Genomic DNA, 12,436 nt, shown 5'->3' on the forward strand with positions numbered 1-12,436 from the left:
CGGAATACGAGGTTTCTTATGGAGATAAACGAAAAAAAGACGATGACGTGCATCATCTGTCCGATGGGCTGTCAGCTTGAAGTGACGAAACTGTCGGGAGCGGGGGAAGCACCTGCATATTCGGTTACAGGGAACGCGTGTAAGCGCGGCGAAGCGTACGCGTACAAAGAACTTACGAATCCCGAGCGGACGCTCACGTGTACGGTGCAGGTTTTAGGCGGCGCTTCGAGGCTCGTGCCTGCAAAGTCGAAAACGGAAGTGCCGCGCGATATGCAGCTCGAATGCATGGAAGTGATAAAGCGCCTGTGCGTTCCGGCTCCCGTTCGTGCGGGAGACGTACTCTGTGAAGACATCCTCAATACGGGTGCCGATATCGTCGCGTGCGACGACGTCGCGGCTGTGTGATTTTATGACCCCTGCGATTTGCCGTGCGGTCGATCGCAGTTTTCAGCGGCTCGTTTGAATCTGCGGTTTACAGATGCGGCGTTAGAGTATCCGATACGGTTCGCAACCTTGCGGGGTATAAGCGCAGAGGGGGTAGTGGAAAAGACCGGAGCGCCTGAGCGCGAGGACTTTGGAACGAGGGGGAGACTTCCCCCTTTGTCCCATGTTAATTAAAAAAAATGAATAGTAAATTTACTAATTATTCTGTTTGAGCGATAATTTATTAATTGTTAATTATTGTTAAAACTTCGCTTTTCTGAGGCGCACCTGTTCGATGTCATCGCTGAAGAGTTCGCGCAAATCGTTGAGTCCGAGCGCCATAAGCGCCATGCGGTCTATGCCGATACCCCACGCCAAAACGGGTACGTCGACGCCCATCGCTTTCGTCACTTCGGGGCGGAATATGCCCGAGCCGCCGAGTTCGAACCAGCCGAGCACCGGATGCTTTATGTGCACTTCGATCGACGGTTCGGTAAACGGAAAATAACCGGGTACGTATTTGACGTCGGTTGCGCCTGCGATTTCCGTCGCGAACATTTTTAAAAAGCCCAGCAGCGTTTTTAAGTTGACGTCGTTTCCGAGCACGATGCCTTCGGTTTGATAAAAATCGCTCAAGTGCGTCGCGTCGACTTTATCGTAGCGGAAGCAGCGTACGATGCCGAAATATTTTCCGGGCACTTCGGCTTTGTGGAGCCGGTGCGCGGAGAGGACGGTACCCTGACTTCGCAAAATGAGGCGCCGCGTAAACTCGGTGTCGAAGCGGTAATTCCATCCGCGACTTCCCGAATCTCCTCCGTTTTCGTGGATACGCTTGACGTTCGACAGGTAGGGCTCTTCGATCGATTTTGCGTGCGTCGGATTTTTGATGCGGTACACGTCGTGGATGTCGCGCGCCGCGTGAAACTGCGGCATAAAGAGCGCGTCTCCGTTCCAGAATTCGGTTTCGACGAGCGGGCCGTCGAACTCCTGAAAACCGAGCGACGAAAGTTTGTCTTTTACCGATTCGAGAAACTGCACGTAGGGATTCGTTCTGCCGGGGATGATGCGCGCGGGCGGAATCGCGATGTTGTACGCGCGGAAAGTTCCGCGTTTCCAGTCGCCCGAAGAGAGCAGCTGCGGCGTCACTTCTCCGATTTCGTTTCCGGTGATGCCGGCTTTTTTGAGCGCTTCGACGACTTTTTCGTATGCGTCGGTGAGTTTATACGTAACCGTTTCGCGTTCGATGATTTTGAACGGGCTGTCCGCAGCGCCTCGCTTTTTTGCGAGGCTCGCGATGACATCCTTTTCTTCGGCGGAAAGAGATTCTCTGTCGAGCTGTCCGTTTTCGGCAGCTGCGGCTTTTTTTAATAATTCTTTGACGATCGAAATGCGTTTCGGAAGGGGCTTATCGGTTATGACGACCTGCTTTTCGTCGTTCATTTTCAAAACGCCGTCTTTTGCAAGCTGACCGAATGCGCTTCCGATATCTTTGCTTTCGATGTTCAGCGCCGCGGCGATCTTCGGAAGTACTTGGGCGCCGTGTTCTTTTATAAAATTGATAAAGCGCTCTTCGATCGTGCTGCCGACTTTTACGATGGAACGGCCGAGCTCGGTGATTTCGTAATACGTGTGCGGCGTTCTGCCGGCTTCTTTGACGAGCTCTTTGCCGGAAAGCCACGAAAACGCCTGGTTCGCGTGACCTTCTTTATAGTCCAAATCTTTTTGCAGTTTTTCGGACGTTAAATCGTCTTTTTGCGAATAGCGCAAAAGCACTTTCGTTTCGAGGGGATGCAGATTTTTAATAATATTTGAAACGTCCATTTCGTGCCTGATTTACCGAGTGAATTTTACGTACGACATATACTGTGCGCAGCTGTAGCCGCGTTCGTTTTTAAAATATTTTTCTTTGTCGCGCGTGAGATATTTATAGTGATAATATTGATTAGCTTTCATAAAATCTTCGAGGCACGCGAGTACGGTGTTCATCGCCTGAGCTTTGTCGTAGGTGACGTACATGCACGTGTAGTAGATGCGCACTTCGTCATAGCGCGGCGTATATTCGATGCGAACTTCGGCCGTGTCGTCGGTCGTGTGCTGATTTTCCGGTATGATGATGCGCGTCGTCTTTTCGTCGTAGCCTCTGTTGTCGGCGGATGTTTCGGGCGTAAACGACCCCGATTTCTGCGCAAACATCATCGCTCCTGCAAAGAGCATGCAGCATGCGAGCAAATTTTTTTTCATAACGCGGTACCTCCATAGTGCCCTTCGTGTTTCGATTGTCAAAATTGAGTATACGGTAGTATTTTATCAGTTTCAAGAAAAAAATCAAGCTGGACTTTATAGCGCCCGGCATCGATGCCGATGAGCGGTTCCCGTCTGAGAAGAACTCTGCCGCGTATCTCTTTCGGTTTATTTTTGATTTTTGTCCGAAAGTAGGCGCGCACTGCGTCTTTGATCGCGTCGCGCACGGCGTCTCTTATGCCGTCGAAGCCGTCGGAAATTTTTCCGTAGCCTATACCGTGTACCGTATCGTTTGTGATCGACGCCCAAAGATAATAATTTCCGATCATCGAGGTACTCCGCGTAAATTCCGCCCAGCAGTATACTTTGCCGTTTTCAATCCACGGCTTTGCGTACGTGATGTTTTGCTCCGCTTCACCCAAATCCTGCACCGGAGAAAAATCGATGTACTCTTCGACGCCGCGCAATTTGTCTGACGGCGTATAGCTGAAATTCCAGCCGTGTACCATCCCTCCGATGATAAACGGTGCGAGCGTTTTCAGCCGGGCACTCGAATAATCGAATATGCCCGCGGAAGTATCCTGCGCTTCGGCGAGTCCCGGATATGCGTCGAGCTCCGCCCACAGCGGTATGCGGATATGTTCGATAACGTCGGGCGTTTGCGAAAACGCGGCTCCCGCTTTTGCATGCGGACATATGCACGCGGCGAAGAGAAAAAAAACCGTCAATACGAAACGCTCCGCGAATACAAGTGCATGCTTATAGGAGGGGATCATGTCGTGCATTATTATTAATATTTTTTTCATCTGTCAATTTTCACTTTATCATGTTTTACGCGCATTGCACGGGTTTCTTGCAGCTCCGCCGTTCCGTGCACCGGCGCGGTGCGGCTTATTTTCGGCGGGAGGGCGCGTATTTCCGAATAGATTCGTCGCAGCAAAGCAATCTTAATTTGCCTTTACATTTATTATCGTATAATTTTTCATAATCTCAAAAAAAATCGTCCAGTTCGGAAGTTGGCGTTCGAGGAGATCGACGTTGTCTCTGTTGCGCGACGACATTATCAATACTTTAAGATTTGAAATGATTTCGCTGTTCGCTTTTTTTGCATCGGCGAGCAATTCGTTTATTTGGATGTATACATTTTGCAGATGATATATTTCTTCCTGCAGCAGTTTTTGCGCATTTGTATTGGCGGTGGAGACCATCGTTTCAAGCTTCGTATAAAAATCGCTGTCTTTGTGACTGTCCACGATATAGCCTTCGAGAACGGCAGTGTCGAACATTTTGCCGCGCGAAAAAAGATTTTCGAAAGTTTTGATCCTGCCTGGGCATTCGCAGGATGCATACACATTGCTTGAAAATTCTGATTTGTACGTTTGATTATTAAAAAAACCTTCGATGATGATATTGTTCAAAAGCGCTTGTATCGGTTCGGTGAGGTATTGCTGTAAAAATGTTTTAAGGATCTGCATGGGCGTGATCCAAACAAATGCGAACGACGTATTCGCTTGCAGCTTTTCATTCGTGCTCGCATCGTATCCGCTAAGCGTCGCAAGCGGAGAACCGTTAAAGAGTTTTGAAAGTTCGCTCGAAAGCAATTCGTCTTTGAGTTCCGTTTTGATCCGCTGTTCATCTGCGAGATACTGCTGTTGAAACCGCTCTGCAAAATTCTTTCGCGCCGATTCGCGGTATTCGACTGCAGCGGGTTTGTATTCCGCGTTTTCTTTGTGTATGCGGATGAGTGCTTGTAAGCGCTGCGGCGTAAGTACATGAGTTATGATATATGCGATCCTTTTTACGTTCTCCGTATATGCTTCCGTCCGAGATGCGGAAAGGGAACCGTTGTTTTTCAGCTGTGCAAGCGCGATGACAGCCTGTACGACAGCCGTCGTGATCTGCAGCCCTTCGATTTGGAAATACATATCTTCGATCGCGTTTCCGAGCCGTTCAAGCGGTACTTCCTGATATACAGGCTTGTACGCCAGATCGACCGTCGTAAAATTCGCATCGAAAGGATGGATGATTGCGGCAAAATTGAAGCGGCACAGGTCGACGAGCTGATGGAGCGCGATCAATTCTCTGTCGATGTATTTAAATGAATCGCCGTTGAGCGCTTTTATTATTTTTTCGAGGGCATGCCGTTGACGCTCGAACTCGCGGTCTTGATCTGCTCCCGCTGCCACCGCGGCTTTTTTCCGGTTGGCGTACGAAAGCGATTTGACCGTTTCCTGATCTTCCGGTGTAAACCCCGTCAGCACGAGCTGGGCTTCAAAGCGCCGCCGCTTCGGAATGTCCGAGCCGCCGATCGTTCCTGCAAACAATTCATTGAGCGGATGCGTGTTTACGTACAGAATGCGTACGGCTTCGGCGAAGTTCGGCAAAATGCGTCCGTTGCGGTACAGGGCGGGCTGTGCGGAAAGGATTTCACTTTCGAGCTTTTTTTTCTGCAGGCGCTGCTGTACTCCGGGGGAAGCTTTGTTGAATATCGATTCGAAAAAAACGACGATCGCGTGGAATAAACTCATGTATACTATTGTAATTCATTTCGATGTTTTTGCAAGAGCTCGGCGATTGCGAGCAGTGCGGAGCAATCGCCGAGCGTCTCCGATAAAAGAAAAACGCGTCAAGCGTTTTTCAACTCACGACTTCCTCAGAGCGATTGCGAGCAGTGCGGGACTTGCAACGAGCGCGAAGCGCGAAGTTTCCCGCGCAGCAATCGCCGAGCGTCTCCGATAAAAGAAAAACGCGTCAAGCGTTTTTCAACTCACGACTTCCTCAGAGCGATTGCGAGCAGTGCGCAGCAATCCTGTGCGTCTCCGATAAAAGAAAAACGGCTTGACCGTTTTTCGACTCTCGACTTATAGAGTAATTCCAAGCAGTGTGCGACTTGCAACGAGCGCGGAGCGCGAAGTTCCCCGCGCAGCAATCGCGTGCGTCTCCGATCACAAAGCGCACCGTAAACACCGCGCTTTGTGTCCTCACAAGGAATCGCAGTCGCAGTCGAGAGAAACCGCGGTTCTGATAACGTCTTCAAAATCGCATCCTTCCAAAAACGCGGTCTCGCTTCGGGCACGGTCTTTCGACAGGATGCCTCGTAAACATATGAGGAGCGGATTTAGTCACACGTACATAGACTGTACATCTTAATAATTATTAATATTTTTATGAAGAAACTACGGCGTACCGAAATAGACCGGATAGTATGCCCTACTTTTCGATTGATCTTACGAATGCCGATTGTACCGAAGAGAAAGGTCGGCTGCAAAAGATTTTATACGCTTATCAATGATCGCATCCGCAAAATTCGATATAAAAAAAATAATTACAAAGTACTTTACAAAATAAAGTATATAAGATATACTATTACTGAAATCGAAAATACGGTATAAAAGACTGCAGCTTTGATCGCATTTTCGACAATATTTTTTTCAACCGAAGAGGAAGGTATTTATGAAAAAGATTTTATGCGGCGTATGCCTGTTGTGTGCGGTTTCGCTCTGCGCCTTTGCAAAAGAAAGCGGGGAAAAATCGGAAACCGGCATAGGATTCGATTTTGCGCTTGCCGGTCTCAAAAACGATTTCGCTTTATCGATCGCCGTCACGTCTCCGTGGTTTTTTTACAATTCGTTCGCGTTCCGAATAAACGGAGAATATTATTTCCCGGACAGCGAGCACACATACGGATATCCGGTCGTCGATTTTTCGATGATGAGCGGGCATCTGATGAAAACGGCAAATATCCGTTTGTACGGCGGCGGCGGTCCCATAGCGCTTTTTCCGCTGCAGACGGGAGAGCCTACGGTCAGTATAATGGGACAGGGATTTTTTGGTTTTGAATTTTTCATGACCGAACGGCCCTCCGGTTTCAGCTGCTTTACCGAAATCGGCGGCGGCGGATTCGGCTTTCACGCTAAAGCCGGCATGCGCTATACCGTCCCGATGTTACGCTGAAACGGATTCACACACCGTCGGTACCGGTCCATTCGAATCGATCGGTGCCGCTGTTTTTACAAGCATACTTCGGTGTAAAGCATCGGAGTATGTTGCTCTTACTAAGGTGGTTGCAGCATGAACGACGAAGATATAAAAGAACGACTGTCTTTAATCGGAGCATTGGCCGAAGACGCCGAAGCGGGTTTCGAATCGATGCTCGTACCGTTTTCTGTATACGGCATTGCAATTCCTTCGGGAACGGCGGCGACGTATTGTTTTCTATTTTTCGATTTGGGAAAATACGTGTGGCTCATTTGGCTTTTCGTCATAGGATTTTGCCAGAGCTTTTTGCCTTTGTATTTCCGCCGGAAACGCGAAGAAAAAATACAAAGAGCAAGCGACCGCATCTTTGCCGCTCTATGGGGCAGCATCGGCTTCGTCATCGTATTGAATTTCATACTGTCGTTTTTCGGCAAAATCGATTTTTCCGCCGCGTTTTTTATCATCGGCATATTGATAGCAGTCGGATGCGTTACGAGCGGCGCCATCGTACAAAAGAGAGCGAGGATCATCATGTACGCCGAAGGCGTTTTCTGGCTTTTGTCCGCCCTGCCCTGTCTCTTTGTCGGGCCGTACACGGCTCCGCTTATCATAAGCGCGGCAACTTTCGTTTTGCTCGCAATTCCCGCCCTTACCGCGCTCATCATTATGCGGAAAAAGAAGTCTGCCGATGATCGGTGCTGATTGCCAAGTCGATTTTTTCGACCACCGCCTGCTCGACGAACAACTCTCTTCCCGTCTGCGTCTTGCGGTTATGTCCGTATTGCTCGGCTGTGAAAAAATCGAATTTACCGTGCTGCGCGATACGGTACATGCGACCGACGGCAACCTCACCGCTCACTGCAAAAAATTGGAAAACGCCGGTTATCTGACGGTGGAAAAACGTTTCGTAAACCGAAAACCCGTAACGATGTACAGTGCGACGCCGCTCGGACGAAAAGCGGTAAAAAAATATGCCCGGCAGCTCGCCTCTCTCTTGGAAAAGTGAATCGGAAAACCGAAGCAATTTCCCGCGTAAACGGCGGATAAAAGGGAAAAACGTAAACGCGGCGCATTTGTCAGGCCGACCGGAAAAATCACACGTAAAAATCGTTTGACTTCACGCAAAAGCTGTGGTATCTTTATAGAAACAATAACATCGGTATATTTCCGATTCGCTGCGTGTACTTTCGAAAACATACGTCTTTCGAAAGTTTTTATTTATAGGAGAAATGCCATGCAATTTTTTGATACTCACGCCCACATCGGGCTGATCTATGATGACCCTATTGAGCAGCTCCGCGTCATTCAGCAGGCAAAACAGGCCGGCGTTGCCCGCATCATATCCATCAATAACAGTCTTCTCGATTTTACGCGCGTGTACAATACGCTGAAAGCGGTAAACGGCATCTACCATGCGGTCGGAGTCGCTCCGTCCGAAGTGACGAATCCGGGCAAAGACTATGCGAACACGATCGAAGAAAATCTCAAATTACCGAATGTCGTCGCCGTCGGCGAAACGGGGCTCGATTACTACAAGCAGTTCGGCGATAAGCGCTCGCAAATCGAGTTGTTTATCACGCAGCTCGAAATCGCACAAAAGCACAACCTGCCGGTCATCATCCATAACCGCGACGCGGGCAAAGACATATTCGACGTGCTTGCCGAACGCATTCCGCAGGCAGGGGCGATCTTTCACTGCTATTCGGAAGACGCCGATTACGCAAAGCGTTGCCTCGATGCGGGCATGAACGTGTGGTTTTCGTTCGCGGGAAATTTAACATACCGCAATGCACGCAACCTCCACGAAACGGCGCTCAACGTACCCGTCGACAGAATTCTCATCGAAACGGAAAGCCCCTTTATGATCCCGGCCGAATTCCGCGAAAAAAAGCGCACGATGCCAGCATACATCACATCGACGGCGCATTTCCTTTCCGACCTGCTCGAAACGGATATCGAACAGCTTGCCGATCAACTTTGGAAAAACAGCTGCAAAGCGTTTAACCTTCCTGAATAATGCCGTATCATCCCGTTGCGATCGGTTCTCTGACGCTCGGCGGAAACATATTCCTCGCGCCCGTCGCGGGATACAGCGACCGTTCGTTCCGTTCGATCTGCGTCGACTGCGGCGCTTCGTTCACGTATACCGAAATGGTATCCGCCGAAGCGCTCGTCCGCGACAACGATAAAACGGAACGTCTTTTGCGGAAAGCGGAAAACGAAACGGCGTATGCTGTACAAATCTTCGGCGGCAATCCTGACGTCATTGCAAAGGCGGCGGCCCTCGTCGTCGAAAAAACCGATTGTGCATGCATCGACATAAACTGCGGCTGCCCCGTTCCGAAAATCGTAAAGACCGGAGCCGGAGCCGCACTCACGAAAAATCCCGAAAAATTATACGCCGTCGTACAAGCGGCCGTTCGCGCACTCGAATATGCAAAAAGGCGCATCCCCGTCACCGTAAAGATCCGCTCCGGCTGGGACGATAAAACAATCACGTGGAAAGAAGCGGCGGACGCGGCTCTTTCGGCAGGCGTCGCCGCTATTACGATGCACCCGCGGACGAGGGCGCAGGGCTACGAAGGCAAAGCCGATTGGAATGCGCTCGCCGAGCTCGTTTCATTCGTGTCCGGCCGCGTTCCCGTCTTCGGTTCGGGAGACCTCTTTTCGCCGGAAGACGCACGGGCGATGTTCGAAACGACCGGCTGCGATGCGGTGATGTTTGCGCGCGGTGCGATGGGAAATCCGTTTATCTTTACAAAGACAAAGGCTCTCCTCACGACCGGAAGCTATAACGACGTGAGCATCGAAGCGCGCATCGATGCGGGTTTCCGCGAACTTAAACTCCTCATCGAAGACGCAGGAGAAGCGAACGCATGCAAAGAAATGCGAAAGCGTTTTTGCGCGTATACGAAAGGCATCCCCGGCGGCGCGGAGCTGAGAGCGAAACTCGTTCACGCGTCGAGCGAAGCCGACTACCGCGCGATGCTTGCGGGACTGCGAGGATAAGGCGATTGCAGTCGGCTTTAATATTCTTTGTTACGGTTCGGTGCGCCGCTTTGCACGATGCACCGAACAAAAGCGATGTCTGTCTGCTAGTCTTTCCATACTAAGCGGAAGCCTACGACATCGTAACTATTATGAGAACTATCGCTATCCCGTTTACCGGTCATGCAGCCGTAGACGGCATCATTCGTATTTTCAGACCAGTTGCCGCCGCGCAAAACACGGTAAGTGTCGGTAGGTAAGGGTGCAGAGGCTCCCGCAGGATTTGTTACAGTACCCGTACCGACATCTTCGGAATATATATCCCAGCACCATTCGGAAGCATTGCCGCTCATGTCGAAAAGCCCCAGTTTGTTCGGCTCTTTTTTTCCGACATCGGATAATCCGGTTACGGGTGGATCTTGAAACTCAAAAGCCGAGCCGTCGTAATATTTGTTAAAAACCGCAACTCGTGCCGTTTCTGCGCGTAAGGTTTCATAAGTTTCACCTGACGGCGGCATTTCCGTACTTTGAAAACCGATAGGCTTTGTCGCTCCGCTTGCAGAATTTAAATTTGTTAAATAGACGCTGCCGTAACTTTCCGCATTTGTGTCGTTGTCCTGATAGCGGGCGGCGTACTCCCATTCGGCTTCGGTCGGCAAACGGTAACCTTTTTTGGCTTGGTCAAAATAGGCATTATCGGCATCGTCTGTGTCTTTTAGAGCTTCTGCACCCGCAGCCGAACTTTCGCGGTATACACAATGTTCGGTGGTTCCGTATGTCAGTTCGGTATAGGCGTTGCACCACACGATGCAGTCCTGCCAGCTCACATTCGTTATAGGATGGTGTTCAGGATTTTCTCCATAGTTGTAGTCTTCGTCAAATTTAAAAGTATATCCGTTGTCTTTTGCCCACTCATATACGGCATTCCATGTTTCTACGGTAACTTCGTGCTTTCCTATGAAGTAGCTGTTTAAAGTAACAGTGCGTCCTGCAGGGAAAACACCATTCCATGAAGCATCGGCACCCGCAGGCAACGGACAAGACGGATTTTTGCCCGTGATAGTTACACCGTTTACTTTTACCCCTTCAGAAACGGGAGCGGGCGGCAATTCTTCGGTAAATGCATACACGACCGTATCTTCCTCAAAGGTTGTATCGTCGTATATACTGCTTCCATCAGCGTTGCTTATTTTCCAGCTTGAAAGTCTGCGGCGAGGATTATTATAACCGGTTATTTTATCTATTGCTCTTGCTTCTATCGTCTTCCACTCTGCACCGTCATCGGCAAAGAATTCATTATTCGGAGCAGGTGTAATCTGAACATGAGAGTCGCCCGTTACGGTTATCTTTACCTTATCGGGTTTGGAAAGGGCATATATCAACGTATCGTTTTTAAACCTGTATGAATCTCCCAGATCTGGTCCGTCGCTACCGTTGCGTTTCCAGCCTTTTAATTTAAAACCGCTTTGGTAACCGAGCAAAGCTTTAACTGCGGTTTCGTTGGCTCCTCCCCATTGTGAATCGTAGGCAACTGTATGCGTATCGGGATTCGGCACAATAATATTGGAATCGCCACGGATAGTCAGTATAACATGTGTCCGTTTTGAGATGGCATACACGGTAGTGTCGGCGGTAAATTTATGTGTAGGCTCTATTTCCGCACCGGTTCCGTCGCTATTCAGTTTCCATGCGGAAAAGGTATAATTTTCATCGTGCCCTAGTATCTGATTACCTGCCTCAGTCTTTATTTCCGACCATGTAACTCCGTAATCTCTTTTTAATTTGTTCACATCGCCTGCCGTCGCTATTCGGGTATGGCTGTCCCCTGCAATAGTGATCGTTATTGTTTTCTTTTTTGATACGGCGTATACGGTTGTATTGGTAGTAAACCGATAATCAGCAGCAATAACATCGCCGGAAGCATTGTTCAGTTTCCATGCAGCGTTTTCATAACCTGCCTTATAGTCAATTTTCCCTTCAGACTGCGATTGAAGCGCACTCCATGTATCACCATAATATGCGGTAAAGGTACGGTCGCCGGGTATTTTAAGGACAACATTTTCATCACCTGCAACGGTTATCGTTATCACTGTCTTTTTCGACACGGCATAGACGGTTGTGTTCGTTTCAAACTTATGATCGGATAAAATCTCCGCACCCGAAGCATCAGCTAATTTCCATGTATCGTTTTCATAGCCTTCGGCATATTCGATTGTGTCTGCTGCCAGTGATTTAACATGATTCCATGTTTCACCCTTGTTTACTTTAAACGTATGATCCGTCGATTTATGGGTAATGTGTGGATCGCCGTCAACGGTTATTATTACTTCAACATGAGGCGTTGTAATCCGTTGCGATTCGGCATAAACGGTTGTGTCCGCATTAAACTGATAGTCGTCAGGGATAACATTGCCTGAAGTATTGTTAAATCTCCACGTTTTATTTTCATAACCGGGAGTATAATTTATTTTACTGTTTGCCAAAAGTTTAATGCCATCCCACTTTGTACCGGGGTCTACCTTAAAGGTATGGTCGGCCTTGGGAACGGCATTCGAATCCCCCGCAACGGTTATCGTTATCTCAGAGGGGGTGGGGGGGGTACGGACGGTGTGTTCGGAGAGGATCCGGATTCGTCGGGGCCGCTGCATCCTGCGAGCATCATTGCGGCTGCAAGCGCTATAGCGAGCCGTATTTTTTTTGCAATAGACATAAGAGCATCCTCCGTGCATATTATTAAAAAATGATTTTTAATTAAATAATTTTAGGCATCGTTATATAGTATAACGTATATCGTATAATTTTTCTA

11 protein-coding genes are annotated in these 12,436 nt (G+C 49.0%); 6 read left to right on the forward strand and 5 right to left on the reverse strand.

Translation table 11 applies throughout. The features are described from left to right. The first annotated feature begins 18 nt into the window (after nucleotides 1-18). Complete coding sequence (locus tag JSQ97_RS03585; protein ID WP_205074788.1) at nucleotides 19-405, forward strand: DUF1667 domain-containing protein; 387 nt, start codon at nucleotides 19-21, stop codon at nucleotides 403-405. 279 nt (nucleotides 406-684) lie between these two features. Here the strand turns inward: JSQ97_RS03585 and pheS are convergent, their stop codons facing one another. The 4 genes from pheS to JSQ97_RS03605 all read right to left on the reverse strand — a co-directional run bounded on the left by pheS (nucleotide 685) and on the right by JSQ97_RS03605 (nucleotide 5,192). Next, entirely contained in the window at nucleotides 685-2,244 is a 1,560-nt protein-coding gene (gene pheS / locus JSQ97_RS03590; RefSeq protein ID WP_187383436.1) for a phenylalanine--tRNA ligase subunit alpha, read from the reverse strand. A gap of 12 nt (nucleotides 2,245-2,256) precedes the next feature. Continuing rightward, nucleotides 2,257-2,664 (reverse strand): hypothetical protein, encoded by a 408-nt coding sequence (locus tag JSQ97_RS03595; protein WP_205074789.1) that lies wholly within the window; start codon nucleotides 2,662-2,664, stop codon nucleotides 2,257-2,259. Between the two features lie 38 nt (nucleotides 2,665-2,702). Further along, nucleotides 2,703-3,470 (reverse strand): hypothetical protein, encoded by a 768-nt coding sequence (locus JSQ97_RS03600; protein ID WP_239446912.1) that lies wholly within the window; start codon nucleotides 3,468-3,470, stop codon nucleotides 2,703-2,705. Nucleotides 3,471-3,611: 141 nt separating this feature from the next. Then, nucleotides 3,612-5,192, reverse strand: coding sequence for a DUF5312 family protein (locus JSQ97_RS03605; RefSeq protein ID WP_205074790.1), 1,581 nt, complete (start codon nucleotides 5,190-5,192; stop codon nucleotides 3,612-3,614). A gap of 925 nt (nucleotides 5,193-6,117) precedes the next feature. On the opposite strand from JSQ97_RS03605, the gene JSQ97_RS03610 reads away from it, so the two are divergent. From JSQ97_RS03610 to dusB, 5 genes are all read left to right on the forward strand, one after another. Next, the gene (locus JSQ97_RS03610; protein WP_205074791.1) at nucleotides 6,118-6,618 is read left to right on the forward strand and encodes a hypothetical protein; all 501 of its coding nucleotides are present in this window, start codon (nucleotides 6,118-6,120) and stop codon (nucleotides 6,616-6,618) included. A 117-nt stretch (nucleotides 6,619-6,735) separates the two neighbouring features. After that, complete coding sequence (locus tag JSQ97_RS03615) at nucleotides 6,736-7,344, forward strand: hypothetical protein (RefSeq protein WP_205074792.1); 609 nt, start codon at nucleotides 6,736-6,738, stop codon at nucleotides 7,342-7,344. Continuing rightward, on the forward strand, nucleotides 7,331-7,648 hold the full coding sequence (locus tag JSQ97_RS03620) for a winged helix-turn-helix domain-containing protein (protein WP_205074793.1): 318 nt from the start codon (nucleotides 7,331-7,333) through the stop codon (nucleotides 7,646-7,648). Before JSQ97_RS03615 ends, JSQ97_RS03620 begins: the two co-directional genes overlap by 14 nt. A 228-nt stretch (nucleotides 7,649-7,876) precedes the next feature. Beyond that, nucleotides 7,877-8,659, forward strand: a complete 783-nt coding sequence (locus tag JSQ97_RS03625; RefSeq protein WP_205074794.1) for a TatD family hydrolase — start codon at nucleotides 7,877-7,879, stop codon at nucleotides 8,657-8,659. Continuing rightward, nucleotides 8,659-9,651: a tRNA dihydrouridine synthase DusB gene (gene dusB, locus JSQ97_RS03630; RefSeq protein ID WP_205074795.1), complete on the forward strand. Its 993-nt coding sequence runs from the start codon at nucleotides 8,659-8,661 to the stop codon at nucleotides 9,649-9,651. Before JSQ97_RS03625 ends, dusB begins: the two co-directional genes overlap by 1 nt. Nucleotides 9,652-9,737: 86 nt before the next feature. Here the strand turns inward: dusB and JSQ97_RS03635 are convergent, their stop codons facing one another. Next, nucleotides 9,738-12,113: a formylglycine-generating enzyme family protein gene (locus tag JSQ97_RS03635; protein ID WP_205074796.1), complete on the reverse strand. Its 2,376-nt coding sequence runs from the start codon at nucleotides 12,111-12,113 to the stop codon at nucleotides 9,738-9,740. Between the last annotated feature and the right edge of the window lie 323 nt (nucleotides 12,114-12,436).

Source organism: Treponema sp. Marseille-Q4523 (genome assembly GCF_016901105.1).
In the GTDB taxonomy this organism is placed as follows: domain Bacteria; phylum Spirochaetota; class Spirochaetia; order Treponematales; family Treponemataceae; genus Treponema_D.

What these genes read in the sequence shown, in the direction of transcription:
- JSQ97_RS03585 (WP_205074788.1), top strand. Translation starts at nt 19, where the DNA reads ATGGAGATAAACGAAAAAAAGACGATGACGTGCATCATCTGTCCGATG.
- JSQ97_RS03620 (WP_205074793.1), top strand. Translation starts at nt 7,331, where the DNA reads ATGATCGGTGCTGATTGCCAAGTCGATTTTTTCGACCACCGCCTGCTC.
- JSQ97_RS03595 (WP_205074789.1), bottom strand. Translation starts at nt 2,664, where the DNA reads ATGAAAAAAAATTTGCTCGCATGCTGCATGCTCTTTGCAGGAGCGATG.
- JSQ97_RS03625 (WP_205074794.1), top strand. Translation starts at nt 7,877, where the DNA reads ATGCAATTTTTTGATACTCACGCCCACATCGGGCTGATCTATGATGAC.
- JSQ97_RS03615 (WP_205074792.1), top strand. Translation starts at nt 6,736, where the DNA reads ATGAACGACGAAGATATAAAAGAACGACTGTCTTTAATCGGAGCATTG.
- JSQ97_RS03600 (WP_239446912.1), bottom strand. Translation starts at nt 3,470, where the DNA reads ATGAAAAAAATATTAATAATAATGCACGACATGATCCCCTCCTATAAG.
- dusB (WP_205074795.1), top strand. Translation starts at nt 8,659, where the DNA reads ATGCCGTATCATCCCGTTGCGATCGGTTCTCTGACGCTCGGCGGAAAC.
- pheS (WP_187383436.1), bottom strand. Translation starts at nt 2,244, where the DNA reads ATGGACGTTTCAAATATTATTAAAAATCTGCATCCCCTCGAAACGAAA.
- JSQ97_RS03605 (WP_205074790.1), bottom strand. Translation starts at nt 5,192, where the DNA reads ATGAGTTTATTCCACGCGATCGTCGTTTTTTTCGAATCGATATTCAAC.
- JSQ97_RS03610 (WP_205074791.1), top strand. Translation starts at nt 6,118, where the DNA reads ATGAAAAAGATTTTATGCGGCGTATGCCTGTTGTGTGCGGTTTCGCTC.